Below are 25,980 nucleotides of genomic sequence, written 5' to 3'. Positions count from 1 at the left end.
ATCGATTGGTAGCTAGTTTATTTAGCTATCACATCGTTTAGCATGTCCGTTATGGAAGATTTGCGCAAGTCCAGGGAGCCGATTGCGCCCGAGGTGTCCGAAGACGTCAGCGCTCCCGTCGTCGCGTCCCGGGTCATCGCGGAGCAGCTCCGCGAGATCTCCGCTCTCTCGACCCGTTTTCAGAAGCACGTCGGTCACTCGCTGTCCATCAACGACACGGATCTGTCCGCGATGGAACACCTGATGACGAGCGGACCCCTCACCCCCACGGACCTCTCCCATCGCCTCGGCATCTCGACCGCGGCCACCACGGTCATGGTCGACCGGCTCACCGCTCTCGGGCATGTGCATCGCGAACCGCACGCCCACGACCGGCGAAAGGTCGTCGTGGTGCCGACGCCGGCATCGGTCCAGGAGGCCTTCGCAACACTGGAGCCCATGATCGCCGGGGTGACGCGGGTGACCTCAGCCCTCCCCGCGGAGGAGAGCGCAGTGGTGACCCGATTCCTCTCCGAGGTCATCGGAGTGTTCCGGGGGGCCATCCCCGCGGGCGACTGAGTCGTACTCAGACCGCTTTCGCCAGGGCGACGAGCACCTGGTCGAGGCTGGGGGCGCCCTCGGCGCGGAAGACCTCCGCGCCATCCGCGTCGAGCACGATCACCGTCGGAGTCGAGCGGATGCCCGCCCGCTCCGCCTCGTCGCCGTGAGCGGCGACATCCAGCTCAGCGATCTTCAGCGCCGGAACGAGCTTCGACGCCTGGTCGAGCACGGCCCTGGTCTGGATGCATGGATCGCAGAAGGCCGAAGAGAAGAAGAGGAGCTGCACGGCGCGAATCGGCTACTGGCGGTCGCCGCGGTCCTCCGGGGCATCGAAGGGCTCGCTGTCCTTCGCGTCGAAGGTGTAGTTCACGTGGTACTGGCCACCGACCTCGGTGAAGTCGACCAGGGTGTAGTCCGTGAGAGTCTCTTTGCCTCCGACAGCGGTGAGCACCGTGATCTCGGTGTCGAATCCCCCGTCGGTGGAGATGCGGGTGTCGATCTGCCCGTCATTGGGACCGCCCGAGTAGATGGCGATATAGGTGTCGCCGTGGGAAAGGGTCGGTTGCGCGTCAGTCATGTTCCATTAGTACCACGACCGGGTGGCAACCTCAGAAGAATGAGGCGATCGCGGCGACGGCCGAGGCCGCCGCGATCAGGTAGGCGATGCCCACGATCACCCGATGCACGGTGAGAAACCGGGTCGCCGCGCCCGACGCATCCCGTGCCCGGCTGTCTTTCGCCACCCTCCGGTAGAAGGTGGGCCAGACGATCACGGCGAAGGCGGCGTTGACGAGGAGCAGGATGGCGAGGAGGGTCACAGCCTCCAGCCTAGGGTCGTGACGGATGCCGGCTCGCAGGGCCCAGAGCGGACATCCTCACCGACCGCGGCGTGTCACGCTCGCCAGGCGGCGTGTCGCGCGGGATCTCCGCTCTCGGACGCAGTGAACCGCGGCAAGTCCGCTGTACCCGCACACGCTGCACCCGCTGCACCCGCTGCACCCGTGCATCCGCGCCCTCACCCGTCTCGCGGCCACAGCCACAGCCACACATAGACAAGCTATATAGTTTGGCTATATACTTGGTGGATGCTTGAAACACAACGCCCCCTCGTCGAGAAACTGATCGTCGAGGCCAACCGCCTCACCAGGGTCGCCGCGCAAGCGACGGGGAGCACGACTCCCGCCGCCGTGTGGCGCACCCTGTCGATCCTCGCCAGCGACGGCTCATACCGCATCGGCGATCTCGCCAAGGCCAGCCGCGTCACCCAGCCGACGATCACCAAACTCGTCCAGAACCTCGCGGAGGACGAGCTGATCTACCGGATCGCGGACGTCGCGGACTCGCGCGCGTGGCTGATCGCCATCACCGAGAAGGGCACGAATGCCCTCGCCGCCTGGCGCATCGAACTCGGCAAGGCCCTCGAGCCGATGTTCGCCGAGCTGAGCGCCGACGAGACCGACATTCTCGAACGCGCCGTCACCATCCTCGAATCCCTCACCAACCCCGCACGAAAGGGGGCCTGACATGGCCAACGAACAACCCTCCGGAACGAGCATCCTGAAGCAGCCAAAGGAGGTGTGGGCCGTCGCCTTCGCCTGTGTCGTCGCCTTCATGGGTATCGGCCTCGTCGACCCGATCCTCCCGGCGATCGCCCACGAGCTCTCCGCGACCGCGGCCCAGACCGAACTGCTGTTCACGAGCTACCTGCTGATCACCGGCGTGATGATGTTCTTCACCAGCTGGATCTCCAGCCGCATCGGAGCGAAGAAGACGCTCATGATCGGTCTGGCCTTCATCGTCGTGTTCGCGCTGCTCGCCGCACTCAGCGGCAGCGTCGAGGCCGTGATCGGCTTCCGCGCCGGCTGGGGTCTCGGTAACGCGCTCTTCATCTCGACGGCGCTCGCGACCATCGTCGGTGCCGCGAGCGGCGGCACCTCATCGGCGATCATCCTCTACGAAGCCGCCCTCGGCCTCGGCATCGCGATCGGTCCGCTCCTCGGCGGCCTGCTCGGCAGCGTGAGCTGGCGCGGACCGTTCTTCGGCACCGCGGCACTCATGGCGATCGCCTTCGTCGCGATCGTCGTGCTGCTCGGCAAGGAAGACAGGTCCGCCCGGGTGGCCACGAAGTTCTCGGCCCCGTTCCGGGCGCTGGGGAACCCCGCCCTCGCGATACTCGCCGGTGCCGCGCTGTTCTACAACATGGGATTCTTCACGCTGCTGGCCTGGACCCCCTTCGCGCTCGATCTACCCAAGGAGAGCGCAGCCCTCCAGCTCGGGCTCATCTTCTTCGGCTGGGGACTCTGTGTCGCCATCGCGTCGGTGTGGATCGCACCATTGCTCACGGCCCGGATGAAGCGCACCACCGCACTCACGCTCGTACTTCCCCTGCTCACCCTCGACCTCGTGGCGGCGGGCGTCTTCGCGGGAAGCACGCTCGGACTCATCGTCTGCGTCGTTCTCGGTGGTCTGCTGCTCGGCATCCTCAACACCGTGCTCACCGAATCCGTGATGGAGGCGACCGAATTGCCGCGCTCGGTCGCGTCATCCGCCTACTCCGGCGTTCGGTTCCTCGGAGGGGCCGCCGCTCCGCCGCTCGCCGCTCAGCTCGCGATTTGGTTCAGCCCCTCGGTGCCGTATTACGTCGCCGGTGGATCCGTGCTCATCGCCGCCATCCTGGTGCTCTCGGGGGTGCGCTTCCTCGGCCGCGTGAACAACGGCCCGGAATCGCTTCTCGCCGAGGCAGAATCGATCGGCGTCGGCGAACCCGCCTGATCTCCCCCGCTGCCGATGCCGGCCCGGCCCCGAGCCGCCGGCATCGGTGCCCGACGATAGAATTCACGGATGCCAGCAAACACCGACCGTCTCGTCTGGATCGATTGCGAAATGACCGGGCTCGACGTCACCATCGACGAGCTCGTGGAGGTCGCGGTGGTCATCACCGACTTCGACCTCAACATCATCGATCCCGGCTTCGAAATCGTGATCAAGCCCGACCAGGCCGCCTGGGACAACATGGGCGAGTTCGTGCGCGATATGCACACCAAGTCGGGTCTGATCGAGGCGATCCCCCACGGTGTGAGCCTCGCGGACGCCGAGTTCGCCGTGATCGAATACATCCTGAAGTTCATCCCCGCGGAGCAACACGCACCGCTGGCCGGCAACACCATCGGCACCGACCGCACCTTCCTCGCCAAGTACATGCCGCGCGTCGACAACCATCTCCACTACCGCAATGTGGATGTCTCGTCGATCAAGGAGCTCTCCCGACGCTGGTTCCCGCGCGTGTACTTCAACGCCCCGGCCAAGAACGGGGGGCACCGTGCGCTCGCCGACATCCTCGAATCGATCCGCGAGCTCGACTACTACCGCAAGGCCGTGTTCGTGGCCGAACCGGGACCCACCACCGACGACGTCCAGGCGGTTTCCGCCGCCGTCGTCGAGAAGTTCCTGCCCCACCTCTCCTAGCGGCAGTCGAGTCGCGACCCCGCCACGATGACGCGGCAGCAAAACCTCTTCGGTTGTAATAAGCTTGTGGAGTTGTGTCGGTCGCGAATCATCGTGGACGGCACGCATGGTGGTCGTAGCTCAGTTGGTAGAGCGCTGGCTTGTGGAGCCGGATGTCGCGGGTTCGAGCCCCGTCGGTCACCCAGGGAGTTGCACGGTGTGCAGCAGAACAGTGTGTCAAGAGAATGGCCCCGCGGAAACGCGGGGCCATTCTGCATGTGTGAGGGTTGACCTATGACCGATGTCCTCGAGCAGACCGAGTTGGTCGAGTCGACCGTGCTCGACTCGCCCTGGGTCACCATCGTCTGGAACGACCCGGTGAACCTCATGAATTACGTGTCCTGGGTGTTCCGCAGCTATTTCGGTTTCACGCGGGCCGAAGCGGATCTGCGGATGCTGCAGGTGCACAACGACGGACGCGCGGTGGTCGCCACCGGCAGCCGCGAGGAGATGGAGCGCCACGTGGAAGCGATGCACGACTTCGGGCTGTGGGCCACACTCGCCAAGGCGGACGAGTGAAGGCCTTTCGCCGCTCCCGCCACCAGTTCGTCGCGGTCTTCGAACCGGTCGAGGCTGGAACACTCTCGCTCCTTGCCAGCCAGCTGTCCGAGCTGATCGACTCTCGCGCCGACCACGACACCGACCCGGCATTGGAGCGCCTGCTTCCGGACGCCTACCCGAACGACGTGGAGGCATCCGCAGAATTCCGCCGCTTCACCGCCGACGACCTGGCCTCCCGAAAGAGTGCGAACGCGCATCGCATCGTCGCCGACCTCGCCACCGCAGCCCGGGCGAGCTCGCCGACCGCGGTGAAGGTCGATGCGCAATCGGCCCAGGCCTGGGTGCGGTCGCTCACGGATATCCGACTCACGATCGCGGCGCGGTTGGGTATCGAGGCGGACGGCGATCTCGGGTCGGAGGATCCGGCGCTGCTCGATCTCTACGACTGGCTGGGCTTCGTGCAGGGATCTCTCGTCGACTGCCTGGACCACTGATGCAGGCGCTGGGGGCGGAAGAGTTCGAGCGGCTGGTGGTCGATGAACTCGACCTGTTGCCGGACGAGATGGTCGACGGGCTCGAGAATGTCGTCTTCGTGACAGAGGACCGCCCGGAGGACGGCTCGCTCGACCTCCTGGGGCTCTACGACGGCGTCGACCTCACCCGACGCGGCAACTACGGTTTCGGGGAGCTGCCTGACCGCATCATCCTCTACCGTGAGCCGCTGCTCGCCGTCGCCGCAGACCTCGAGGAACTGAGGGATCAGATCCACGTGACCCTCGTGCACGAGATCGCGCACTACTACGGAATCGACGACGACGAGCTGCACGAGCTCGGGTGGGGCTGAGGGTCACAGCACGCTCTTGGGCAGTCGGTGCAGTGTCACCGCCCCGACCGCGTCGAAGGGATGCAGTGGGTCGGGTGCCACCGCACCGGTCGGCCCGCCAAGCCGCGAGTGACCCACGGCGCTCAATACGGCGTACGCGTCGCCGCGATCCCAGTCGAGATCATCGACCAGAAAGCCGAACAGGTCTTCGTAGCCGCGGCGGATGCTCTCCTGCACGGGCTCCCCGAGGCCGACGAAGATCCACTCGTCGGCGGTCTCGATTCGTGGAGCGCGCAGACTCATACCGCTCACGAGTTCGACGCTCACTACCGCGATGCCCTCGGCTTCGATCGCGACGAATGACGACTCTCCCTCCGCCATGATCGCGTGGATATCGCCGATCGAGAGGAGGGCGCCCTCGGTCATCACGGGCAGATACACCACCGAACCCGGGCGAACCTCAGTGACATCCATGTTGCCACCCTGCGGGTAGGAGGGCATGAGGGTGGAGTTCGAGCCCTGCGCGGGCGCTGTGCCGATGCATCCGATCATGGGACGGGCGTCGAACACGTGCCGGCTGGTCACGTGGACCCCCGCGGAGTCGATCGGCACCTTACGGGTGAACATCTCCTCGCCCATCACATGCTGCAAGGCTCCGGACCCGGGGATGCTCACCGACCAGCCGTAATCCTTCAGCCTGATCTCGTGGATGGTCACCTTGAGTGCGTCGCCCGGTATCGCGCCCTCGACCCAGACCGGCCCGGTCACGGGGTTGATCTGTGCCGTCAGGCGAGCCATATCGTGGTGCTCGTGAAGCTCCGCGTAGACAGCATCGCTGGTCTCGAAGCCGATTCGCTCGCCGGTGCCCGGTGCGATACGAAGTGCCGGTGACTCGGAGGCGGAAAACCCGGGCTTACCGTGACTCTTGTCGAGGAAATGATCCATGGTCTACAGTTCCCCACGCTCTCCGGTAGCCGGCACGAATTCGTTGTTCTCCTCGCCGAGGGTCGGTGTCTTGCGTCCCGACCACCGGTAATAGAGATAGACGCCGAGTCCGACAACCAACCAGACGATCCCACCGATCTTCGCGGCCGCGTTGGCATTCAGCAGCACGTAGCCGATGATGAGGAATCCAACGACCGGGACCACAAGGTGCAGCAGGTAGTTCTTCGACTTCTTCCGCACGATGTAGTGCACGATGACGGACACGTGCAGGAGCATGAAGCCGAAGAGGGCGCCGAAGTTCACGAGCGACGAGATCACGTCGATCTGCCCGACGAAGAAGAGCACCAGGATGGCCGACAGCGCAGAGACGGTGAGGATCGCGGCCTGCGGAACCTGGCGGCTGTTGATCTTGCTCAAGAACTTCGGAAGCTGGCGGTCCCTGCTCATCGAGTAGAGCAATCGAGAGGTCGCGGCCTGCGCCGCCATGGCGTTCGCAATACCCACGGCGAGCACGTTCACGACGAAGAATGCCGTCGCCCAGCCACTGTTGGAGGCATCCCGTACGAGGTTGAAGAAGGCGTTTCCCACCTCGTTGTCGGGGAAGGACTGCCGGCCGGCCGCGAGGGCGCTCGCCAGCCAAGTCTCGAGTACGAAGAAGAACGCCACGATGAACAGGGCGATGATCATGGCCTTCCCCGCCGAGTTGCGGCGTCCCGTCGACTCTTCGGCGAGGGTCGAGATTCCGTCGAAGCCGAGAAAGCTGAGAACGGCGATCGAGAGGGCAGAGGCGATGAGCGGGCCGGTGACCTTGCTCGAGTCCCAGACCGAGGCCGTGGTGAATTCGGCGCCGGGAATGGTGCCGTTGTTGAGGGCGATCACCGCAATGATCACGAAGATCACGATGAACACGACCTCGATGGCCAGAAAGATGCGGTTGAGCAGCTTGAGCGAAGAGATACCGAGAAGGTTCACCACAGTGTTAATGGCCACGAAGATCAGGGCCCAGATCCAGCGCGCTGATCCGGGGAAGATACCGATCATCGACTCGGCCGCGAACACGTAGAGCAGGGTCGGCACGAGGAGGTAGTCGAGCAGGATAGCCCAGCCGGCGAAGAACCCGAAGGTGGGGTTGATGCCCCGGCCGACATAGGAGAACACCGATCCGGCCAGGGGGATGGACTTGGCCATCTGCGCGTAGGCCAGCGCGGTGAAGATCATGGCGACGAGACCGATGATGTAGACCAGCGGCACCATACCCGCGGAGGCGTTGTAGACGGTTCCGAAAATCGCCCATGGTGCGATGGGCACCATGAAGATCAGCCCGTAGATGAGCAGGTCGACCGTGGAAACGGATCTCTTCAGCTCCTGTTTGTAGCCATAGGACTCGAGCTGCTCCTGCGAGCTGAGCTCGGAGGCTCCCGGGGAATCACTGCGGATCGACATGGATGACTCTCTTTCTCAAGCGGGTGTGAAGGGGAACTGCGGATGGGGCGCTATTGCGTGTCGTGCTGCGGGTCGTGTGCGTCGAGAAAGCGCGCGATGACCGCCCGGAACTCGGCAGGCTGTTCCAGGTGGGTGCAGTGGCTCGCCCCGGCAAATACGTGCCCGATGGATCCCGGGATCAGGTCGAGGAACGGCTGCCAGGTCGCGGGCGTCGCTTCGTCGAATTCACCGGCCACCACGAGCGTCGGAACGTTCACCCGGGCAAGGCGATCGATGACACTCCAGTCGCGGAGGGTGCCGATCACGTGGAACTCGTTCGGGCCGTTCATCGTGTGGTAGACCGTTGGTTCGGCCTCCATCTGGAGCTCGCTGTCCACGAAATCCTGTGGTGTCGGAATGACCCGGCAGACGTGTCGGGAATAGAAGACCTCCGCGGCGTCCAGGTAGTCGGGATCGCTGACCGTGCCATCCGCTTCATGGCGGTCGAGGGTATCTTGCACCTCGCGGGGAAGCAGTGCCCTCAGTGCGGCAGCCCCCTCCGCCCAGAGGCGCATCGACGCCGGCGAGTTGCAGATCGCCAGGCTCTGTACCTGGCCAATCCGACGCACGGCTATCTCCGCCCCGAGCATCCCACCCCAGGATTGACCGAGCACGTGCACGCTTCCCGAGCCGAAGTGGCTCAGCAGGTTCTCGAACTCATCGACGAAGAGTTGCGGAGTCCAGAATTCGGTCGCGGCATCGGGGAGGTGAGTGCTTCGTCCACATCCCAGCTGGTCGTAGTGGATGACGGTACGACCCGTCTCATCGGCCAGCGCCGCCAGGTTACGCACATAGTCGTGGGCCATACCCGGACCGCCGTGGAGAACCACCAACGGAATTGTTCCGGCGCGAGGCCGATCCGGCGTCGTCACGCGCACCCAGGTCTGCCACTCGCGGAACGGGACAAGTCGGTTGGACACTGTCGACATTCAGGTGGCTCCTTGCAGAACGAGGGGTGATTCTTCGATGAATTACCGGGAACGGAAACGCTGTTGATCATTGTGAAGCCGCAATGGTCTTACGAGAAGACCATTTCGAAGGAGTTAATACGGTTGTAACACGAGAGGGGTTTTTTACAGTGGCGCTGCTCTCCCTGCACAGACATCCGCTCTGATCGGAGATACGGTGGATGGGTGGGAGACGACAGAGCGGGCGCACTCGAACGACCGATCGCTACGGCCTCCCGGATCGACGAGATTACCGACCGGCTGATCACCGCGATCGCCATCGGTGAGTATCTTCCCGGGTCTCGACTGCCATCGGAGCGGGCGCTCGCCGAATCCCTCCGGGTGGGGAGGATGACGGTGAGGGCGGCCCTCGCCCGGCTCGTCGAGCGGGGACTGCTCGAAACCCAACGCGGCCGCGAGGGCGGTTCGTTCGTTCGTGAACAATGGCCGACCTCGTCGAGCGCTTCAGTGCACCGTACGCTGTCGGCCCGGTGGGAATCGCTCCGCGACACGAGCGAAGCGCTCAGCCGGCTGTACGGGGTGATCTCCGGTGCCGCCGCGGAGAACCGGAGTGACAGGGATGTCTCCGTGCTCTACGAGCGGTTGAACGCGTTTCGCAACGCGGGTTCGGGGCTTCCGTCACAAAAAGCCGACGAACTGCTTCACCTCGCCATCATTGACGCGGCAGGCAACGCGACCCTGCGCGATGTGGTCATCGAACTCGAATCGCGTGTCAGTATCGCCGCCCCCGCGCACCTCTGGGGATCGCCAGAGGGCATGAGGACCATGGAGGCGCGCGCGCTCGTCGATCACATCAATCTCGTCGACGCCATCGCCGCCGGGAATGCCGACGAAGCCAGCACGATCGGGCGGGAGCACGCGAAGATCGACATCGAACTGCTGGAGTCGGCACTCAAGCGAGCCGGTACCTGACCCATCCGCCGAGGCTCAGCCGAGCGCGAGCGGAAGCGACTCGTCGGCTGACCACTCCTCCAGTGAGCCGTCGTAGATGCGCACGGCGGAGATGCCGAGTTCGACGAGGGTGAGGGCGTTGGCGGATGCCGAGATGCCTCCGCCGCAGTAGAGCAGCACTTCCTCGTCGCCGGTCACGCCTTCGGCCGCATAGGCCTCCCGCAGGGACTCGTCGCTCTTCACCGTGCCGCCGGTGGCGAACAGGTCACGCGAGGAGACATTCACGCTGCCGGGGATCCGGCCGCGACGGGAGTAGCGGGAGGGGTCGGAGCCGGTGAAGCTGCCCGCGGGCAGCCCGCAGACCAGGGGGCGAGCATCCGATTCGGATCGCTCGACCAGCTCGTTCTTGGTCACCCACGACTCGAGGGTCGCCGAGGGGGTCCACGCGGGCGCGGGCAGCGGCACGGGCTCCTCTCCCGTCGCTGTGGGATTACCCGCCGCCGTCCAGGCCGCGAGGCCCCCATCCAGCACCCGCACGTCGACACCGATCCAGCGCAGGAGGTACCAGAGGCGTGCAGCGAAGAGCCCGCCGGTCGTGTCGTAGACCACCACGGAATCGGCGGCGCCCACACCGATGACCGCCAGTTCGCGCGCGATCGCCGCCGGTTCGGGGTGGGTGTAGTGCAGGGTCGCCGCACTGTCAGAGAACTGACTCGGCACGTCAACATGCTGCGATCCCGGGATATGCGCCTCGAGCCAGCGGGGGCGCCCGGAGTCACGCCGATAGTCGCCATCGAACTGAGCCGGATGCAGCACACAGCTCGCGTCGAGGACGACCGGCGGAACCGGGGAATCGAGCAGGGCGGAGAGTTGGACGGCGGTGATGAAAGGCGAAGTCATACCGATGACGCTAGCTCGTCGACCAGTCCCATGACGTCTTTGTCGCTGAGAACGACGTCGGCCACGACCCAGGGATGCTCACGAAGGCCGAAGGAGCGTTCCTGCGCTGCCCAGCGATCCCAGTGCGGCGCGTAGGAGTCGCCGTCCCGCGCAAGCGCCCGTCGCTTGCGGGTCGGGGCATCGAGTTCGACCCAGATGCCGAAGGTGGCGCTGGCCCGATTGGCGCGGCTGAGGCATCCGGAGCCTTCGATCACCAGCGGGAGTGTGGCGTCCAGAGCATGCCATTCCGCCGCGGCGCCGGTGACCCAGTCCCAGCGACGCCAGCCGGGACCGAGCGGGGCGAGCACGTCGTCGTGAACCGCGAGGGTCGCGGAGTCCAGCCCGTCCCAACCCGGATAGATGTCGTCGAGTCGCACGAGCTGGGCGACGAGAGCGGGGGCGAGGGCTTCGGCGAGAGTGGTCTTACCGGAGCCGGAACCGCCGTCGATGAGCACGACCGGGCGGGCTGCCTGCCGGAGGCGCGCCAGGAGGGCTGGTGTGCCCGGGCCGTCAGGCCCCGGCAAGGAAGTTCCAGTGGCCGGTGAGGACCGAGGTGCCGACCGCGGCGAGCGCGATCAGGAAAGCCAGCGCAACGAGCATCCCCTCCCGCCAGCCGAACCTCGACTCCCGCGCCCAGCTCCGCGGTATCGACGAGCCGAAGCCCCTGGCCTCCATCGCGGTGGCGAGCTTGCTCCCCCGCCGGATCGACAGCACGAGGAGCGCGAAGGCCTGGCCGGCGAAACGGCGCAACCGTCCCCGGTCGGCGATCCCCCGGGCGCGGCGCGCGAGTTCGAGGGACTTCCAATCCTCGGCGAACAGACCGACTAGACGTAGTCCGCCGAGAGCGCCGAGCACAAACCGGGAGGGCAAGCGCACTACCTGGGCGAGACCGTCCGCGAGATCGGTCGGATCGACAGTGACGAAGAGCACCACGGCCGGAAGGCCGATGGCGAGCACTCTCAGCAGGGTGGCCACAGACAGTTCGATCGACCCGTCGGTCACGTTCACCAGCAGGAAGCGCCAATGGCTGGTGCCGGAGGCGCGCCCGTAGAGCAGGATCGTGGCCGCCGCGAAGAGCGCCGCCACCGCCACCGGCAGCGTTCGGCGCACGAACTGCCGCGGTCCGAGCCCGGCGAAGAAGAACAGCACCGCCTCGCAGGTGAGCGCGACGGATGCCGAGACCCAGTCGATCGACAGCACGAGAGCGATGCCGATGACCGCGGTCGCGGCGAGCTTGGCCACCGGATTGATGCGATGGATCGCGCGCGTTCCGGCCGGAGGGGTGAGGATGTCGGCGGTCGTCATCGGGGCACCCTCGACTCGAGCAGGTGACCGGCCCGCGACATCCGCAGTTCCGTGTCGGCGAGGGCGTCGACCAGGTGGGCATCGTGGGTGACAGCGACGACGCTGCTGCCCTCGTCGAGGAGTTCGGCGAGGAATGCGACGAGTTCGGCCCAGGTGCGCGCATCCTGCCCGAAGCTCGGCTCATCCAGCACGAGGAGCGGCGGTCGGGTGACGAGAACCGTCGCGACGGACAGCCGACGCTTCTCGCCGCCGGAGAGCGTGAACGGATTCGCCGCGGTGAGGTGCCCGAGTCGGAGTCGTTCGAGCAGGGGATCGATGCGTCGAGCCGTCTCCGCGACGGAGAGTCCGGTCGCTCGCGCCCCGACCGCGAGTTCGCCGGCGACAGTGCCACTCACGAACTGGTGCTCCGGATCCTGGAACACGCTGCCGATGCGGGTGACCAGCTCCCGGGACTTCCAGCGCAGCGGATCGGTGCCGAGACCTCCGGCGAGACCATCGGCGGCAACGCGACCGTCGATGGCGGGCAGCAGCCCTCCGAGAGTGAGCCCGAGAGTGGTCTTGCCCGCTCCGTTCGGGCCGGTGATCGCGAGACATTCCCCCGCTCTCACGACCAGGTCGAGGCCGGTCTGAAGCACCGGGCCACGCCCGATCGCGAGGGCGTCGGTGTGCAGCAGCTGCTCGCCCGGCCGGCGACTGCGCTTCGGAGGCTGCGGCAGGTGGCCGGGAACCCACACTCCCGAGGCGGCAAGGGCCGCGCCTTCCCGGCGCAGGACGTGCTCCGGCGTGCCATCGGCCAGGACTCCCCCGCCCGGCGAGAGCACGATCACGCGATCCACCAGGGGCCACCACACGTCCACGCGGTGTTCGACCACCACGAGAGTGCTGCCGGATGCGTCGAGCACACGAGCAACCGCGTCCCGAACCTCGATCACCCCCTCGGGGTCGAGATTCGCCGTCGGCTCGTCGAGCAGCAGGAGACCCGGTCGCATCGCGATCACCCCGGCGAGCGCGAGCCGTTGTTTCTGCCCACCGGAGAGTCCGCTCGTGGGATGACGCAGCGGAAGGGGCAATCCGACCGCCCGCAGGGACTGCTCCACCCGGAGCCAGATCTCCTCTCGGGGAACACCCATGTTCTCGCAGCCGAAGGCGACATCATCGCCGACCCGGGCGAGAACGACCTGCGAATCCGGATCCTGCAGCACCAGCCCGACCCGTCCCCTGGCGTGGGTGGCAGCGCTTCCCCCGATGAGCAGCTCCCCCATCGATTCGCCCTCTTCATCGCCTCCGAGTACTCCGGCGAGCGCCTGCAGAAGAGTGGACTTGCCCGCCCCCGACGCCCCGAGCAGCAGCACCCGCTCGCCCGGCTCGATGCGCAGGTCGAGGGCGCGCACCGCCCAGTCCTCACGACCGGCATGGCGCCATCCCCACCCCCGGGCGTCGACAGCGAGCGGCGTCGCCGGGGTGAGGGGTGGTGATGACATGGCTCTGGTCAGCGAGCAGCGACGCGGCCCGACGCGAAGCGGCTGAGCGCACCGGTTCGCGCGAGCCCCCTCACGATGAACCACGAGCCGAGTCCGGCGATCACTGCGCCGGAGAGGATGCCGGAAACGGTATAGATCGCCTGGAATGCGGAACCGGAGGCCAGGTAGTAGCCGACGATGTCGTTGACGGCCATGGCGAGTCCCGCCGCGGCTCCCGCCAGCATGGCTACCACCACATTCCAGCGGTGGTACAGGAACACCAGGAAGATCAGTTCCGCCCCCAGACCCTGCACGAGGCCGGCCTCGATCGTGGCGAAACCGCCCCACTGCGCGCCGAGGAGTGCGGAGACGACGGCGGCGACGATTTCGGTGAACAGCGCGGCGCCGGGCTTGCGGATGACCAGCCCGCCGAGCACCCCGGCGAAGAGCCAGAGGCCGTAGAAGAGGGCCTGGGATCCAGGAAGCACTGCCTCGAGCGGTGCGGTCACCGGGGCATAGACCTGGTTCCAGGCGAAGAAGACCAGGGCGCTGGCCACGCCGAGCACGCTCGCGACGACGATGTCCACCACCCGCCAGCGCGGGTCGATGCGTCGAGCGGTCGGCCGAGAGGATGTTGCGGTTGCGTTCATTGTCGTGCCCCAATCGTGAGTGAGGGCACGGGTATGGGCTGCGCGCGGATGCTGCAACCCGGAGAGAAAATCTGCCTCCCTGCGCTGGCATGATCCAGATCAGGTTCGACGGTCGGAGCTTGGAGAAGCTCCCTCTCAGCCCGGCATCACCGGACTCCCGTGTTCACAACCAGCTTAGCGCCGCGCGCGGGTGCTGTGCTCGAAAACCGACCCTCGCACCATCAATCCGAACGCGGTCAGGCTGCCGGATCCTTGCGGATTGGCCGCGCGCCATCGGGGAATTTCGCCCCCGCGGCACCCCCACTCACTCTCGGCCCGTCTTGTCAAGGCTCCCCGAGGGTTCGACCTTCGCCGCGCCCGCAGGATACGGTGAAAGCCCCCGCTGAACGAGCCTGATCGAATTGAGAAAAACCCATGGAAACCTGGCCCGGATCTGCCTACCCCCTCGGCGCCACCTTTGACGGCAGCGGCACCAATTTCGCACTCTTCAGCGAAGTGGCCGAGAGAATCGAACTCTGCCTGTTCGATGACGACGGTGTCGAGACCCGGGTCGAACTTTTCGAGATCGACGCCTACGTCTGGCACGCCTACCTGCCGCAGGTGCAGCCGGGCCAGCGCTACGGCTATCGCGTCTACGGTGAATACGACCCGGAGTCCGGCAAGCGCTGCAACCCCAACAAGCTTCTCCTCGACCCCTACGCCAAGGCGACCTGCGGCGACTTCGACTGGGACCAGTCGCTGTTCGCCTACAACTTCGGCGACCCGCTGTCTCGCAACGACGAGGATTCGGCCAGCCACACGATGATGGGCATCGTCATCAACCCCTTCTTCGACTGGGCGGGCGATCGTCATCCGCGCGTCCCCTACAACGACACGGTCATCTACGAGGCCCACGTCAAGGGCCTCACCGAGCTCCACCCCGATGTTCCGGCGGAGCAGCGCGGCACGTATTCCGGGCTCTCGCACCCTGCCGTGATCGAGCACCTGCAGAAGCTCGGCATCACGACTCTCGAGCTCATGCCCGTGCACCAGTTCGTGCAGGATTCGACCCTGCTCGACAAGGGCCTGCGCAACTACTGGGGCTACAACACCATCGGTTTCTTCGCTCCGCAGAACAGCTATTCCTCGACCGGGGATCGCGGCCAGCAGGTGCAGGAATTCAAGAGCATGGTGCGCTCGATGCACGACGCCGGCATCGAGGTCGTGCTCGACGTGGTCTACAACCACACGGCGGAGGGCAACCACCTCGGCCCGACGATCTCGTTCAAGGGCATCGACAACGAGGCCTACTACCGCCTCGTCGAAGACGACCAGCAGTTCTACATGGACTACACCGGCACCGGCAACTCCTTCAACGTGCGTCACCCGCACTCCCTGCAGCTCATCATGGACAGCCTGCGCTACTGGGTGACCGAGATGCATGTCGATGGATTCCGCTTCGACCTCGCCTCAACGCTCGCCCGCGAGTTCTACGACGTCGACAAGCTCTCCACCTTCTTCGAGCTGGTGCAACAAGACCCGATCGTCTCGCAGGTGAAGCTCATCGCGGAGCCCTGGGACGTGGGTCCCGGCGGGTACCAGGTGGGCAACTTCCCCCCGCAGTGGACGGAGTGGAACGGAAAGTACCGCGACACCGTGCGCGACTTCTGGCGCGGAGAGCCCGCGACTCTCGGCGAATTCGCGTCGCGACTCACCGGCTCCGCAGACCTGTACGAGGGCGATGGGCGGCGCCCCGTGGCATCCATCAACTTCGTCACCGCGCACGACGGCTTCACCCTCGCCGACCTCGTGTCGTACAACGAGAAGCACAACGACTCGAACGGTGAAGACAACAACGACGGGGAGTCGGAGAACCGTTCCTGGAACTCCGGCGTGGAGGGCCCGACGGATGACCCGGAGGTGCTCGGCCTGCGCGCGCGCCAGCAGCGCAATTTCCTGGCGACGCTGCTGCTGTCGCAGGGCGTTCCGATGATCCTGCACGGCGACGAACTCGGCCGCACCCAGCAGGGCAACAACAACACCTATGCCCAGGACTCCGAGATCTCCTGGGTGCACTGGGACGCGGCGGATGCCCCGCTCACCGAGTTCGTCGCGGCGGTCACCCGGCTGCGCAAGGACCACCCCACCTTCCGGCGCAAGAGCTTCTTCGACGGGCGACCGGTCAAGAGAGGGGCGGGCGAACCGCTCGCGGACATCGTCTGGCTCACCCCCGGAGGCGAGGAGATGGAGCCCGGGAACTGGGACTCGGGATTCGGCCGCGCCATCGGTGTGTTCCTCAACGGAAACGGCATCCAGGGGCGCGACCTGCGTGGACAGCGCATCACCGACCTCAACTTCGCCATCTTCTTCAACGCGGGTGACGAATCGGTGGACTTCACGCTGCCCTCCGAGGAATTCTCCGGCTCGTGGGAGATCGTGATCGACAGTTCCGGCGAGCTCGCCGACACCGAGCCGCGCAAGGCGAAGGACGTGCTGCCCGTCGTGGCGAAGTCCCTCGTCGTGCTGCGGGCGTGGATTGCCCCAGAGGTGGAGATCGATCACTCGGTCGCGGCCTCGCTGAGCGCCCAGGCGGGAACCCAAGCGGCCGCACCGCGGATCCCGGAGTCCCACTGATGCGCATACCGGCCTCCACCTATCGACTGCAGATCCGCGAGTCCTTCGACCTGAACGCCGCGGCGACCATCGCCGGCTACGTCCACGATCTCGGTGCCGACTGGCTCTACCTCTCCCCTCTCCTGAAGGCGGAGGAGGGCTCCGACCACGGTTACGACGTTGTCGACCACTCCCTCGTCGACCCGGCGCGCGGCGGCAGGGACGGACTGGATGCCGCCTCCGCGGCCGCGCGAGCGCTCGGCCTCGGCGTGCTCATCGACATCGTGCCGAACCACGTGGGCGTCGCCACACCGAAGCAGAGCGTCTGGTGGTGGGATCTGCTCACCAACGGGCGCCAGTCCCGCTATGCGGAGGCCTTCGACGTCGACTGGGTCTTCGGCGGAGGCAAGGTGCGCATACCGGTGCTCGGAGACGAAGCCGATCCCGAGTTCCAGATCATCGACGGCGAACTCGCTTACTACGACAATCGCTTCCCGTTGGCTCCCGGCACCGCCGACGACGGAGCCTCGCCGGCGGAGATCCACTCCCGCCAGAACTACGAGCTGATGAACTGGCGGCGGGCGGATGCCGAACTCAACTACCGCCGCTTCTTCGCCGTGAACACCCTCGCCGGCATCCGCGTGGAGACGCCCTGGGTGTTCGACGAGTCGCACGGGGAGATCATCCGCTGGATCACCGAGGGCCTCGCCGACGGACTGCGGGTAGACCATCCCGACGGCCTCGCCGACCCGGCCGGGTATCTGGATGCGCTCGCCGCGGCCACCGACGGCGCGTATGTGCTCGTGGAGAAGATCCTCGAGGGCGACGAACAACTGCCGACCTCCTGGGCGGCTTCCGGCACGACCGGCTATGACGCCCTCGCCGATGTCGACCGGGTGCTCGTCGATCCCGCGGGCCGCAAGGCTCTCGACGCGCTCGACTCCACGCTGCGTGACTCGACCGAACCCGTGTCCTGGACCCGCCTCATCCACGGCACCAAGCGCGCGATCGCCGACGGCATCCTGCGTTCGGAGGTGCTGCGCATCGAACGCGACCTCGGTGCCGATGGCGCAAGCGAGCAGACCGCGGATGCCCTCGCCGAACTCCTCGCCTGCTTCCCGGTCTACCGCTCCTACCTTCCGCTCGGAATCGAGCACCTGCACGAGGCGGTGAGGCTGGCGAAGGAGTACCGGCCGGAACTCTCGGAGCGCATCGATGCCCTGCTGCCGACGCTCAGCGATCCGGCTCATCCGGCCGCCGTGCGCTTCCAGCAGACCTCGGGAATGGTGATGGCCAAGGGCGTGGAGGACACCGCGTTCTATCGCTACACCCGGCTCGGATCACTCACCGAGGTGGGTGCAGACCCGTCCGAATTCTCGATCGGCATCGACGAGTTCCACCGCCGCCACCAGCTGCGGCAGGCGAGCTTCCCCGCCTCCCTCACCACCCTCTCCACCCACGACACCAAGCGGGGGGAAGACGTACGGGCACGCATCAGCGTGCTGGCCGAGATCCCCGCGGACTGGGAGGCGGCCCTCGACCGGTTGCGTGTCGCGGTTCCCCTCGGGGACGGCCCGCTCGAGTCCCTCCTCTGGGAGGCGATCGTCGGAGCCTGGCCCGCAAGTCGGGAGCGGTTGCACGCCTATGCAGAGAAGGCGGCCCGAGAGGCCGGCAACTCCACGAAGTGGACCGCGCCGAGAGAGGAATTCGAGGCACGGATGCACCGGCTCATCGACTCCGCCTTCGATGACGAGCGCGTCATCGGCATCCTCGACGGCGTGCTCGACACCGTGCGGCAGCCGGGCTGGTCCAATTCGCTGTCGGCCAAGGTGATCCAGCTCACGGCGCCTGGCGTGCCCGATGTCTACCAGGGCAGTGAACTCTGGGAGACCTCCCTCGTCGACCCCGACAACCGGCGCCCGGTCGACTTCGACGAACGGCGGCTCTACCTCGCCGCCATCGACGCCGGAGCCCACCCGCCGATCGACGAGTCGGGAGCCGCGAAGCTGCTCGTGACCTCTCGCTCCCTGCGGCTGCGGCGCGATCATCCGGAATTCTTCACCCGCTACGCCGCGATCGAGGCCTACGGGTCCGCGGCGAAGCACGTCGTCGCCTTCGACCGGGGCGAAGCGATCACCATCGCGACCCGCCTGCCGATCGGGCTCGACCGCGAGGGCGGTTGGGGCGACACCTCGGTGATCGTCGCCGGGCGTCCCGTGACCGATGTCTTCACCGGCCGGCAATTCGAGGGCGGAACCCTGCTGCTCTCCGAGGTGCTCGAGCGGTACCCTGTAGCACTGCTGGTCCCAAGCGAGTAGGCGGACGATGATGACCACTGAAGCGATGACATTCGACATCTGGGCTCCCGCGGCCTCGAGCCTCACCCTGTTGCTCGACGGGGAGCGCCACGAGATGACGGCGACTTCCGGAGGCTGGTGGACCGCGCCAGAGGGGGTGTCGGGCACGGACTACGGCTATCTGGTGGACGGAGAAGAGACGCCGCTGCCCGATCCGCGCAGCCGGCGCCAGCCCGAATCCGTCCACGGCCTCTCGCGCACCTTCACCAGTGACTTCGAGTGGAGCGACACCTCCTGGACCGGCCGGCAGTTGGCCGGCGGTGTGATCTACGAGTTGCACCTCGGCACATTCACCCCGCAGGGGACCCTCGATTCCGCGATCGAGAAACTCGATCACCTCGTCTCCATCGGGGTCGATTTCGTGGAACTGCTGCCGGTGAACGGCTTCAACGGCGACCACAACTGGGGCTACGACGGGGTGCTCTGGTACACCGTCGACGAGACCTATGGTGGGCCCGCCGCCTACGAGCGGTTCGTGGATGCCGCGCACGCGCGCGGTCTCGGGGTGATCCAGGACGTCGTCTACAACCACCTCGGCCCGAGCGGCAACTACCTGCCCCGGTTCGGCCCTTACCTTCGCACCGGTTCCTCGAACACCTGGGGCGATTCGATCAACCTCGATGAGCCGGCCGTTCGGTCGTACATCGTCGATAACGCGCTGGGCTGGTTCCGTGACTTCCACGTGGACGGCCTGCGACTGGATGCGGTGCACGCCCTCGTCGACGAGTCACCGAAGCACCTCCTGCAGGAGCTGTCCGAGCGCACCGATGCCCTGTCCGCCTTCCTCGGCCGGCCGCTCAGCCTCATCGCCGAGTCCGACCTCAACGATCCGAAGCTGATCACCCCCCGCGAGGGCGGAAGCGGCGGGTACGGCCTGCAAGCCCAGTGGAGCGACGACTTCCACCACGCCGTCCACGTGGCCCTCACTGGGGAGACCACCGGGTACTACGCCGACTTCGCCCGGCTGGACTCCCTCGCCAAGGTGATGACCCACGGCTTCTTCCACGACGGCACCTACTCGTCGTTCCGCGAGCGCGATCACGGTCATCCGATCGACACGGAGCACATGCCGGCCTGGCGGCTCGTCGTCGCCAACCAGAATCACGACCAGATCGGCAACCGCGCCGTCGGTGACCGCCTGTCGGCCCAACTCGATGCGGACCAGCTGGCCATCGCGGCAGTGCTCACTCTCGCCGGCCCGTTCACCCCGATGCTCTTCATGGGCGAGGAGTGGGGCGCGAGCACTCCGTGGCAGTTCTTCACGGCGCATCCGGAGCCCGAGCTCGGAAAGGCCACCGCAGAGGGGCGCATCGCGGAGTTCGCGAAGATGGGGTGGGATCCGACCGTCGTGCCGGACCCGCAGGATGCCGAGACCTTCCGGCGTTCGAAGCTCGACTGGGACGAACCGGCCGATGGCGACCACGCCCGCCTTCTGCAGTTGTACCGCTCGCTGGCGGCCCTGCGCCGCGACCGCCCGGATCTCACCGACCCGCGGATGTCGCGACTCTCTGCCGAATTCGACGACGAGGCGAAGTGGTTCGCCCTGCACCGCACCGATACGGATGGCGCTGGCACGAGCATCCTCGTGAACTTCGCCGACTTCCCGGTGGCGCTGCCCTACGGCGGTTCCGTGCTGTTGGCGACCACGGACACGGTTGCGGCATCCTCCGCCGAAATCCTGCTCGGGGCGCGATCGGCCGCGATCCTCGCCCGCTGAGCTCCCCCGCCACCAGGTAACGGGGGCTTGCGGCACGGGTTCTCGATGGAGTGGGCGCCCAGCGCGCGACCAGCGGAATACACTCGCATGATCGAAGAGGGAGTTCGCATGCGTCACAACGTTGATTTCGAGAACGTATCGACATCCGGGCTGGAGTCGAGTCCGGTCGCGTCTGCGCTGGCGGGCCTTCGGGCCAATGAGGCTCGCTACTACAGCAACAAGTACGATCATGTCTTCAGCGTCGGCCCGGCGCACGAGGAGGCCGAGGCCCTCGAGTGGGCGACTCGCATCCTCGCCGAAGAGCGCGACATCGTCATCTCCTCGCCCCCGCTGGAAGCGACCTCTTTCGAGGTCGGCGGCTACCGCATGGTCTATGTCTTCTATGAGTCCGGCCTGTCGATCAATGTGATGTACGCGCTGGATGAGGGAGGGAAGCGGGCGGTCGGGTTCAAACTCTCGGAGGGGATGGACGTTCCCGAAGAACTCGGCACGAGATTCAAGTTCGCGCGACAGAAGTCGAAACTCGCGGGCGTGATCCGCGGCTCCTACTTTGTGATCAAGAACACCTATTGACGCCGGCTAAGCCGGGGCGGGAGAAGACTGCACGCTGACGGGGTGCGGTTCGATCGGGGTTCGACCCCGGATCCCGTCATTCTGCACCGAGCGTTGGGACGCCCGCTCTCTGTGCGTCAGGCTCAGCGCGGCGGCTCGTAGTCGATGCGGTGCGCGTTCTGAGCGTCGCCCCGCGGTGCCCTGGCCTTCAGCAGCGAGGCAGGGCGCAGCATGCCACGACCGAATCGCGCGGTCACCGCGTCGATGGTGTCCTCGGCCTCGCGCCAGTCCTCGTCTTCGTCCCAGAGGCCGAGCTGCTGCCCGTCACCCTCCGTCAACTGTTCCATGCGCACCCCGATCAGTCGGACGGGGTTATGGCGGCCGAGAGCGTCGTAGATCGACCGGACCTCCTCATAGATGCGGCGGCCGACATCCGTCGACTCCGCGAGGGTGCGCGAGCGGGTGATCGTGGTGAAGTCGTCGTACCGTAATTTGAGCACGACGGTGCGCCCCACCCAGCCGGCCGTGCGCATCCGCACCGCGACGGCGTTCGCCTGGCGCAGGAGCTCCCTGCGGAGCTCGTCGGCGTCGACGGTGTCCTGCTCGAAGGTCACCTCGTGGCCGACGCTCTTCTCCACGGATGCCGTGGTCACCGAGCGGGGGTCGCGCCCGTTGGCGAGATCGTGCAGCTTGAGGCCGGAGGCATCCCCGACCGCGCGCTGCAGTGCGGCGAGCGGGGCTCGCGCGATATCGCCGATCGTACGCAGGCCGCGTCGCGTGAGAGCCTCCTCGGTGACCGCTCCAACCCCCCACAGCGCGCCGACGGGCAGCGGGTGGAGGAACGACAGCGTCTGGTGCGCTGGCACGACGAGCACGCCATCGGGCTTGGCACGCCCCGATGCCAGCTTCGCCACGAATTTGGTGGATGCAGCCCCCACCGAACAGGTGAGCCCGGTCTCCTGGTGCACCCGCCGGCGGATCACCGCCGCGACCTCCGCGGGGTTCCCGATCAGTGCGGCCCCGGACACGTCGAGGAATGCCTCGTCGATTCCGAGCCGCTCGACCAGGGGTGTCACGTCATCGAAGATCTCCATCACGAGCTGCGAATAGTGCCGGTACTTTTCGAAGTGCGGCTCGAGAACGATCGCTTTGGGGCACAGCCGCAGAGCCTGCGAAAGCGGGATCGCCGAGCGCACCCCGTACTTGCGCGCCGGATAGTTGGCCGCCGTCACCACCGAGCGCATCGACTTTCCGGCGACGATCACGGGCAGGTGCGCGAGTTCCGGGCGGTCGAGCAGCTCCACGGAGGCGAAGAAGGCATCGAGGTCGACGTGGAGGATCGTCGCGGTGCTGCTGTCGACCGAACTCGCGCTGACCTGACGGTCGCGGCCGTCCTGCTTGCTCATCGGTTCGGTCTGCTCTGTCTCATGGCACGACCGAATCTACCCCCGGCCGGCGACAGCGGCAGTGGTCGACGCAACAGTGGTCAGAGCAACCCGAGTCGGGCGAGCCGGCGGCGGGCCGCGTCCTCGCTCGTGGAACTCCGACCGAGCAACGAGCCGACGAGCACCAGGATCAGGCGCGTGGCCGTGATCGCCGGCCACCACGCGCGGCGGAGGCCGAGCATCCGCCGGTATTCGAGCGGGATGGAGGCGACCGCTCCGGCGAAGAGGATGTTGTAGAACGGCAGCATTCCGGGGGGCAGCCCCGGCTTGCGGATGAACCGCACGGCCTCGGCGACCCGATCGTCGCTCTTGAGGATGCCGGCAGTGCGGAAGGCCTCGAGCTGCGAGTGGAGTTCGGCCTGCGACGCAGGAGGGTCGACGACGCCGACGAGCTCGCCCGCCTTCGTCCACTCGCTGACGTACTGGTCGGGCCCTCCCGGAATCGCCGAGCCCCAGACGAGGTGGCTCCCGAGGAACGCGTCGGTGAAGACGACGTGCACCCAGGACAAGAGCTCGGGGTCGCCCGCGGCATACTGGCGTTCCACGCCCTGGGCATCGAGGTAGGTGCCGACGACCCGGTCGTGGAAGCGCCCCACCCGGTTGGACTCTCGAACCGCCATCGTCGTGTCGGAGAAGGTGACGCCGATGAGCCACTGGATGGTTCCGGAGAGCCGACCGAGCGGATCCTCCTTGTACCTCGACCAGTCGTGAACGCCCGCCATCGCGCCGGGGTGGAGGGTCTGCATCAGCAGGGCGCGGATGCCGGCGACGAGGGTCGCCATGCCGCCGTGAACCGCCCACGCGGCTGAGCCGACACCGAAGAATCCGGCGTCATCGCCCTCCTCGATCTGGCTGACCCAGTCCGGTCGTCCGCTCGCGTCGCCGGTGAATGCCGAAAGCAGTCGAGACCGGAACGGGGCGGTGAGAGGGGTCACCCGTGCACGCTATCCAAGGAGTCTGGGAGTGACGTTCAGCTAGCTGACTAATTGTGCGAGTGCGCCGATCGCTCGGAACTAGCCCAGCCTTGCGTGCATCCAGGCCACCGGATCGACCGGCGTCGTGCCGCCGAGACGGATCTCGAAGTGGAGGTGCGCCCCGGTGCTTGCGCCGGTGCTGCCGACGCGCCCGATGAGCTCGCCCGCGAAGACCGTATCGCCCACGTGAAGAGGCATCGATCCCACCTGCATGTGACCGTAGGCGCTCGTGATCGTCTGCCCGTCGATCACATGCTGGATGGCCACGTGGATGCCGAGGGCAGCCCACCCCGGATTATTGGTCTCGACCACGGTCCCGGCCGCGATCGCATGCACGGGTGCGCCGGTGCCGGCGTCGTAGTCCACTCCCTCGTGATGGGACGAGCAGCCCGCGCACGGAGACACCCGCGGGCCGAAGCCGTCACTGATCGGGCTCGAGGGATCGACGGGCCACTGCAGTGGCGGCGGAACGGTGACCCCGTAGGCATCCCGCACCACGGCGACCGAGGCGGTCACCGCGGCGACGGTGAGGCTCTGCAGCGGGAGCGTGTGCACCGGCGGAGCCGCGGTCGCCGCCGCGTAGGCCGGCACACCGAAACCGAGGGCGATGACCACCGCGAAGGATGCCGCGGCCGCGGCCACTCCCCCGCGCACCGCCTTCACGGCACGCACATGACGGAGGTTGCGCACGGACCGACCGTTGAGGGCTGGGAGTTCTGGACTGTGTTCGGCGGGGACCGCCGGGACTGCACGGATGTGGGCGCGCGCAGAAGCGGCGAGGGGTTTTTTCAGCAAATGAGGATCTCCGATTGTCCGCAGCAGCGCAATCGCTAGGGTGACAGCGCGGCAACAGGCGGCGACACACGAGGCGTCGCGTGGCGGTGGTTGCTTCCCGAAACGGGTGGGAAACGGGCTCTCGACGGGATCCATGACAGGTGGAATGCTCTCACCGTCGGACCGCACTACTCGTCGATACCGCGTTCAACTGTTCGGTACAAAACTCCACGTTCCCTGTGAAGGAGGGGTCAGGCGCGTGTCCGCGCGTGGCGCGATCAGCTGTGAAGGATGGCCCGAAGTTTGAGGACCGTGTTCCAGTTACGGGCTGTGACGGGTGCGTCGAACTGCTTCCAGAACGACCGGGGCACCCGGGTTTGGAGGCTCCCCTCTGGCATCCACTGGTACACCGCTGCGGGGCCGACGGCGAGCACTTCGGGGGCGAGGGAGGCGGCATCCGGGAGGGACAGCGAAGGCGGCATCGACGAGACGAAGGTGACGAAACTCTTGGAGCCGTCGGTCGCGATGTCGACAAGCGGATTGGCATCGAGAACCTCGCAAAACGCCGCGGATCCAAGGATCAGCACGCTCGATTGCACCCCGGTCGATGCGAGCACAGCGGCCTCGATCCGGGCGGCAACATCCTCGGTCAGGGGCTCGGACGAGCCGAACACCACGTTTCCGCTGCGCAGTACGGTGTGGACATCCGAGAATCCGAGGGCGTCGAACACCGACGCGAGTTGCGCCATCGGAATCGCCTTCGCCCGGCCGACGTTGATTCCGCGGAGGAGTGCGACGCTTCGGGGCATGGTTCGAGGCTAACGAAGACGGCGGGCGAAGGAACAGTCCGTGAACTGCTGTGAATTGACACACAATTCGGGAATAACACACAGGTGCATGCACTTGCATAGAACTATGACAACCATCACTGACACTCATCCCTCCTACGTCGCCGGCACCTGGGTGCTCGACCCCACCCACTCCGAGGTCACCTTCTCGGTGAAGCACCTCGCCATCAGCAAGGTGCGCGGCTCCTTCGAGCGCTTCACCGCAACCATCGTCACCGCCGAGGACCCGGCGAATTCGACGGTAGAGGCCAGCATCGAGGTCGCCTCGGTCAACACGAACCAGAAGGACCGCGACAACCACCTCCGCACCAACGACTTCTTCAAGGCCGACGAGTTCCCGAACATGACCTTCGTCTCCACGAGCGTGGTTCTCGACGGGGACGACATCACCGTCGCCGGCGACCTCACCCTCCGTGGCGTCACCAAGCCCGTCACCCTCAAGGGTGAATTCGGCGGAATCGTCACCGACGGCTACGGCCAGACCAAGGCCGGCTTCGCCGCGTCGACCAAGATCAACCGCCACGACTTCGGCGTGAGCTGGAACGCCGCCCTCGAGGCCGGCGGATTCACCCTCGGCGACGACGTCAGCATCAACTTCGAGCTGCAGTTCGTTCTGCAGGCCGCGTAGTCCCCATTCCCTCGGAAGGGCCCCCGCATCGCGGGGGCCCTTTTTCGCGCCCGCGCTCGCGCACCGGGCCGGGCCGCGCAGACGA

At 66.5% G+C, this 25,980-nt stretch carries 28 protein-coding genes, 1 tRNA gene and 1 riboswitch; of the genes, 14 read left to right on the top strand and 15 right to left on the bottom strand.

Translation table 11 applies throughout. The annotated features are described in order from the left end of the window. The first annotated feature begins 51 nt into the window (after nucleotides 1-51). Nucleotides 52-558 (top strand): MarR family winged helix-turn-helix transcriptional regulator, encoded by a 507-nt coding sequence (locus ABIB54_RS07595; protein ID WP_354574910.1) that lies wholly within the window; start codon nucleotides 52-54, stop codon nucleotides 556-558. Nucleotides 559-565: 7 nt separating this feature from the next. On the opposite strand, the gene ABIB54_RS07590 is transcribed toward ABIB54_RS07595, so the two are convergent. From ABIB54_RS07590 to ABIB54_RS07580, 3 genes are read right to left on the bottom strand one after another with little or no spacing between them, the layout of a single operon-like run. Next, the gene (locus tag ABIB54_RS07590; protein ID WP_354574909.1) at nucleotides 566-826 is read right to left on the bottom strand and encodes a thioredoxin family protein; all 261 of its coding nucleotides are present in this window, start codon (nucleotides 824-826) and stop codon (nucleotides 566-568) included. A 12-nt stretch (nucleotides 827-838) separates the two neighbouring features. Further along, nucleotides 839-1,117, bottom strand: a complete 279-nt coding sequence (locus ABIB54_RS07585; protein ID WP_354574908.1) for an oligoribonuclease — start codon at nucleotides 1,115-1,117, stop codon at nucleotides 839-841. A gap of 31 nt (nucleotides 1,118-1,148) precedes the next feature. Beyond that, on the bottom strand, nucleotides 1,149-1,358 hold the full coding sequence (locus ABIB54_RS07580) for an SCO4848 family membrane protein (protein ID WP_354574907.1): 210 nt from the start codon (nucleotides 1,356-1,358) through the stop codon (nucleotides 1,149-1,151). A gap of 267 nt (nucleotides 1,359-1,625) precedes the next feature. Between ABIB54_RS07580 and ABIB54_RS07575 the strand changes: the two genes are divergently transcribed. From ABIB54_RS07575 to ABIB54_RS07545, 7 genes are all read left to right on the top strand, one after another. Beyond that, a complete protein-coding gene (locus tag ABIB54_RS07575; protein WP_354574906.1) occupies nucleotides 1,626-2,063 on the top strand; it encodes a MarR family winged helix-turn-helix transcriptional regulator in 438 nt (145 codons plus the stop codon). 1 nt (nucleotide 2,064) lies between these two features. Next, nucleotides 2,065-3,312, top strand: coding sequence for an MFS transporter (locus ABIB54_RS07570; RefSeq protein ID WP_354574905.1), 1,248 nt, complete (start codon nucleotides 2,065-2,067; stop codon nucleotides 3,310-3,312). 69 nt (nucleotides 3,313-3,381) lie between these two features. Then, the gene (orn, locus tag ABIB54_RS07565) at nucleotides 3,382-4,005 is read left to right on the top strand and encodes an oligoribonuclease (protein WP_354574904.1); all 624 of its coding nucleotides are present in this window, start codon (nucleotides 3,382-3,384) and stop codon (nucleotides 4,003-4,005) included. A 109-nt stretch (nucleotides 4,006-4,114) separates the two neighbouring features. Then, nucleotides 4,115-4,187: transfer RNA gene (locus ABIB54_RS07560), tRNA-His, on the top strand. Between the two features lie 91 nt (nucleotides 4,188-4,278). Further along, nucleotides 4,279-4,563, top strand: a complete 285-nt coding sequence (clpS, locus tag ABIB54_RS07555; RefSeq protein ID WP_185201040.1) for an ATP-dependent Clp protease adapter ClpS — start codon at nucleotides 4,279-4,281, stop codon at nucleotides 4,561-4,563. Further along, nucleotides 4,560-5,039 carry a DUF2017 domain-containing protein gene (locus ABIB54_RS07550; protein WP_354574903.1) on the top strand — a complete coding sequence of 160 codons (480 nt, stop codon included), beginning with the start codon at nucleotides 4,560-4,562 and terminating at the stop codon, nucleotides 5,037-5,039. Before clpS ends, ABIB54_RS07550 begins: the two co-directional genes overlap by 4 nt. Continuing rightward, nucleotides 5,039-5,389 (top strand): metallopeptidase family protein, encoded by a 351-nt coding sequence (locus tag ABIB54_RS07545; protein WP_354574902.1) that lies wholly within the window; start codon nucleotides 5,039-5,041, stop codon nucleotides 5,387-5,389. The genes ABIB54_RS07550 and ABIB54_RS07545 overlap by 1 nt, the downstream gene beginning before the upstream one ends. Before the next feature lie 3 nt (nucleotides 5,390-5,392). On the opposite strand, the gene ABIB54_RS07540 is transcribed toward ABIB54_RS07545, so the two are convergent. The 3 genes from ABIB54_RS07540 to ABIB54_RS07530 are packed head-to-tail and all read right to left on the bottom strand — an operon-like array spanning nucleotide 5,393 to nucleotide 8,724. Next, nucleotides 5,393-6,313 carry an acetamidase/formamidase family protein gene (locus tag ABIB54_RS07540; RefSeq protein ID WP_354574901.1) on the bottom strand — a complete coding sequence of 307 codons (921 nt, stop codon included), beginning with the start codon at nucleotides 6,311-6,313 and terminating at the stop codon, nucleotides 5,393-5,395. A 3-nt stretch (nucleotides 6,314-6,316) separates the two neighbouring features. Beyond that, nucleotides 6,317-7,756 (bottom strand): APC family permease, encoded by a 1,440-nt coding sequence (locus ABIB54_RS07535; protein ID WP_354574900.1) that lies wholly within the window; start codon nucleotides 7,754-7,756, stop codon nucleotides 6,317-6,319. Nucleotides 7,757-7,806: 50 nt separating this feature from the next. Beyond that, nucleotides 7,807-8,724, bottom strand: coding sequence for a proline iminopeptidase-family hydrolase (locus ABIB54_RS07530; RefSeq protein ID WP_354574899.1), 918 nt, complete (start codon nucleotides 8,722-8,724; stop codon nucleotides 7,807-7,809). A gap of 204 nt (nucleotides 8,725-8,928) precedes the next feature. Here ABIB54_RS07530 and ABIB54_RS07525 point away from each other — a divergent pair, with 204 nt between their 5' ends. Then, nucleotides 8,929-9,675: a FadR/GntR family transcriptional regulator gene (locus ABIB54_RS07525; RefSeq protein WP_354574898.1), complete on the top strand. Its 747-nt coding sequence runs from the start codon at nucleotides 8,929-8,931 to the stop codon at nucleotides 9,673-9,675. 15 nt (nucleotides 9,676-9,690) lie between these two features. Here the strand turns inward: ABIB54_RS07525 and ABIB54_RS07520 are convergent, their stop codons facing one another. The 5 genes from ABIB54_RS07520 to ABIB54_RS07500 are packed head-to-tail and all read right to left on the bottom strand — an operon-like array spanning nucleotide 9,691 to nucleotide 14,008. Beyond that, entirely contained in the window at nucleotides 9,691-10,554 is an 864-nt protein-coding gene (locus tag ABIB54_RS07520; protein WP_354574897.1) for a sulfurtransferase, read from the bottom strand. Then, entirely contained in the window at nucleotides 10,551-11,117 is a 567-nt protein-coding gene (locus ABIB54_RS07515; protein WP_354574896.1) for a nucleoside/nucleotide kinase family protein, read from the bottom strand. The genes ABIB54_RS07520 and ABIB54_RS07515 overlap by 4 nt, the downstream gene beginning before the upstream one ends. Then, entirely contained in the window at nucleotides 11,104-11,898 is a 795-nt protein-coding gene (locus ABIB54_RS07510; protein ID WP_354574895.1) for an energy-coupling factor transporter transmembrane component T family protein, read from the bottom strand. Before ABIB54_RS07510 ends, ABIB54_RS07515 begins: the two co-directional genes overlap by 14 nt. Next, on the bottom strand, nucleotides 11,895-13,379 hold the full coding sequence (locus ABIB54_RS07505; RefSeq protein ID WP_354574894.1) for an ABC transporter ATP-binding protein: 1,485 nt from the start codon (nucleotides 13,377-13,379) through the stop codon (nucleotides 11,895-11,897). The genes ABIB54_RS07510 and ABIB54_RS07505 overlap by 4 nt, the downstream gene beginning before the upstream one ends. Nucleotides 13,380-13,387: 8 nt before the next feature. Further along, nucleotides 13,388-14,008 carry an ECF transporter S component gene (locus ABIB54_RS07500; RefSeq protein WP_354574893.1) on the bottom strand — a complete coding sequence of 207 codons (621 nt, stop codon included), beginning with the start codon at nucleotides 14,006-14,008 and terminating at the stop codon, nucleotides 13,388-13,390. A gap of 59 nt (nucleotides 14,009-14,067) precedes the next feature. After that, nucleotides 14,068-14,179, bottom strand: a riboswitch (TPP riboswitch). 243 nt (nucleotides 14,180-14,422) lie between these two features. Between ABIB54_RS07500 and glgX the strand changes: the two genes are divergently transcribed. The 4 genes from glgX (at nucleotide 14,423) to ABIB54_RS07480 (ending at nucleotide 21,247) form a co-directional block, all read left to right on the top strand. Next, the gene (gene glgX / locus ABIB54_RS07495; protein WP_354574892.1) at nucleotides 14,423-16,621 is read left to right on the top strand and encodes a glycogen debranching protein GlgX; all 2,199 of its coding nucleotides are present in this window, start codon (nucleotides 14,423-14,425) and stop codon (nucleotides 16,619-16,621) included. After that, nucleotides 16,621-18,918, top strand: a complete 2,298-nt coding sequence (gene treY, locus ABIB54_RS07490; RefSeq protein WP_354574891.1) for a malto-oligosyltrehalose synthase — start codon at nucleotides 16,621-16,623, stop codon at nucleotides 18,916-18,918. The genes glgX and treY overlap by 1 nt, the downstream gene beginning before the upstream one ends. A 7-nt stretch (nucleotides 18,919-18,925) precedes the next feature. Further along, nucleotides 18,926-20,674: a malto-oligosyltrehalose trehalohydrolase gene (treZ, locus tag ABIB54_RS07485; protein WP_502917102.1), complete on the top strand. Its 1,749-nt coding sequence runs from the start codon at nucleotides 18,926-18,928 to the stop codon at nucleotides 20,672-20,674. 108 nt (nucleotides 20,675-20,782) lie between these two features. Next, on the top strand, nucleotides 20,783-21,247 hold the full coding sequence (locus tag ABIB54_RS07480; protein ID WP_354574890.1) for a DUF8821 family protein: 465 nt from the start codon (nucleotides 20,783-20,785) through the stop codon (nucleotides 21,245-21,247). A 122-nt stretch (nucleotides 21,248-21,369) separates the two neighbouring features. On the opposite strand, the gene dinB is transcribed toward ABIB54_RS07480, so the two are convergent. The 4 genes from dinB to ABIB54_RS07460 form a co-directional block, all read right to left on the bottom strand. Beyond that, nucleotides 21,370-22,632 carry a DNA polymerase IV gene (gene dinB / locus ABIB54_RS07475; RefSeq protein WP_354574889.1) on the bottom strand — a complete coding sequence of 421 codons (1,263 nt, stop codon included), beginning with the start codon at nucleotides 22,630-22,632 and terminating at the stop codon, nucleotides 21,370-21,372. Nucleotides 22,633-22,712: 80 nt separating this feature from the next. After that, nucleotides 22,713-23,606 (bottom strand): oxygenase MpaB family protein, encoded by an 894-nt coding sequence (locus ABIB54_RS07470; protein ID WP_354574888.1) that lies wholly within the window; start codon nucleotides 23,604-23,606, stop codon nucleotides 22,713-22,715. A 78-nt stretch (nucleotides 23,607-23,684) separates the two neighbouring features. Continuing rightward, on the bottom strand, nucleotides 23,685-24,335 hold the full coding sequence (locus ABIB54_RS07465; protein ID WP_354574887.1) for a M23 family metallopeptidase: 651 nt from the start codon (nucleotides 24,333-24,335) through the stop codon (nucleotides 23,685-23,687). 362 nt (nucleotides 24,336-24,697) lie between these two features. After that, nucleotides 24,698-25,228, bottom strand: a complete 531-nt coding sequence (locus ABIB54_RS07460; RefSeq protein WP_354574886.1) for a DUF1697 domain-containing protein — start codon at nucleotides 25,226-25,228, stop codon at nucleotides 24,698-24,700. Between the two features lie 106 nt (nucleotides 25,229-25,334). On the opposite strand from ABIB54_RS07460, the gene ABIB54_RS07455 reads away from it, so the two are divergent. Further along, the gene (locus tag ABIB54_RS07455) at nucleotides 25,335-25,895 is read left to right on the top strand and encodes a YceI family protein (protein ID WP_354574885.1); all 561 of its coding nucleotides are present in this window, start codon (nucleotides 25,335-25,337) and stop codon (nucleotides 25,893-25,895) included. Nucleotides 25,896-25,980 lie beyond the last annotated feature (85 nt).

Origin of the sequence: Frigoribacterium sp. UYMn621 (assembly GCF_040549525.1) — a bacterium.
Taxonomy (GTDB): Bacteria; Actinomycetota; Actinomycetes; order Actinomycetales; family Microbacteriaceae; genus Lacisediminihabitans.
The sequence above is the reverse complement of the archived record's forward strand: the minus strand, read 5'-3'. Positions and strand labels throughout refer to the sequence as shown.

Bases quoted from the DNA above. Each gene is read 5' to 3' on its own strand.
- ABIB54_RS07545 (WP_354574902.1), top strand. From the start codon at position 5,039: ATGCAGGCGCTGGGGGCGGAAGAGTTCGAGCGGCTGGTGGTCGATGAA.
- ABIB54_RS07530 (WP_354574899.1), bottom strand. From the start codon at position 8,724: ATGTCGACAGTGTCCAACCGACTTGTCCCGTTCCGCGAGTGGCAGACC.
- ABIB54_RS07500 (WP_354574893.1), bottom strand. From the start codon at position 14,008: ATGAACGCAACCGCAACATCCTCTCGGCCGACCGCTCGACGCATCGAC.
- ABIB54_RS07535 (WP_354574900.1), bottom strand. From the start codon at position 7,756: ATGTCGATCCGCAGTGATTCCCCGGGAGCCTCCGAGCTCAGCTCGCAG.
- ABIB54_RS07510 (WP_354574895.1), bottom strand. From the start codon at position 11,898: ATGACGACCGCCGACATCCTCACCCCTCCGGCCGGAACGCGCGCGATC.
- ABIB54_RS07480 (WP_354574890.1), top strand. From the start codon at position 20,783: ATGCGTCACAACGTTGATTTCGAGAACGTATCGACATCCGGGCTGGAG.
- orn (WP_354574904.1), top strand. From the start codon at position 3,382: ATGCCAGCAAACACCGACCGTCTCGTCTGGATCGATTGCGAAATGACC.
- ABIB54_RS07505 (WP_354574894.1), bottom strand. From the start codon at position 13,379: ATGTCATCACCACCCCTCACCCCGGCGACGCCGCTCGCTGTCGACGCC.
- ABIB54_RS07595 (WP_354574910.1), top strand. From the start codon at position 52: ATGGAAGATTTGCGCAAGTCCAGGGAGCCGATTGCGCCCGAGGTGTCC.
- ABIB54_RS07575 (WP_354574906.1), top strand. From the start codon at position 1,626: ATGCTTGAAACACAACGCCCCCTCGTCGAGAAACTGATCGTCGAGGCC.
- ABIB54_RS07520 (WP_354574897.1), bottom strand. From the start codon at position 10,554: ATGACTTCGCCTTTCATCACCGCCGTCCAACTCTCCGCCCTGCTCGAT.
- ABIB54_RS07585 (WP_354574908.1), bottom strand. From the start codon at position 1,117: ATGACTGACGCGCAACCGACCCTTTCCCACGGCGACACCTATATCGCC.
- clpS (WP_185201040.1), top strand. From the start codon at position 4,279: ATGACCGATGTCCTCGAGCAGACCGAGTTGGTCGAGTCGACCGTGCTC.
- ABIB54_RS07460 (WP_354574886.1), bottom strand. From the start codon at position 25,228: ATGCCCCGAAGCGTCGCACTCCTCCGCGGAATCAACGTCGGCCGGGCG.
- ABIB54_RS07455 (WP_354574885.1), top strand. From the start codon at position 25,335: ATGACAACCATCACTGACACTCATCCCTCCTACGTCGCCGGCACCTGG.
- ABIB54_RS07540 (WP_354574901.1), bottom strand. From the start codon at position 6,313: ATGGATCATTTCCTCGACAAGAGTCACGGTAAGCCCGGGTTTTCCGCC.
- dinB (WP_354574889.1), bottom strand. From the start codon at position 22,632: ATGAGCAAGCAGGACGGCCGCGACCGTCAGGTCAGCGCGAGTTCGGTC.
- treZ (WP_502917102.1), top strand. From the start codon at position 18,926: ATGATGACCACTGAAGCGATGACATTCGACATCTGGGCTCCCGCGGCC.
- ABIB54_RS07570 (WP_354574905.1), top strand. From the start codon at position 2,065: ATGGCCAACGAACAACCCTCCGGAACGAGCATCCTGAAGCAGCCAAAG.
- treY (WP_354574891.1), top strand. From the start codon at position 16,621: ATGCGCATACCGGCCTCCACCTATCGACTGCAGATCCGCGAGTCCTTC.
- glgX (WP_354574892.1), top strand. From the start codon at position 14,423: ATGGAAACCTGGCCCGGATCTGCCTACCCCCTCGGCGCCACCTTTGAC.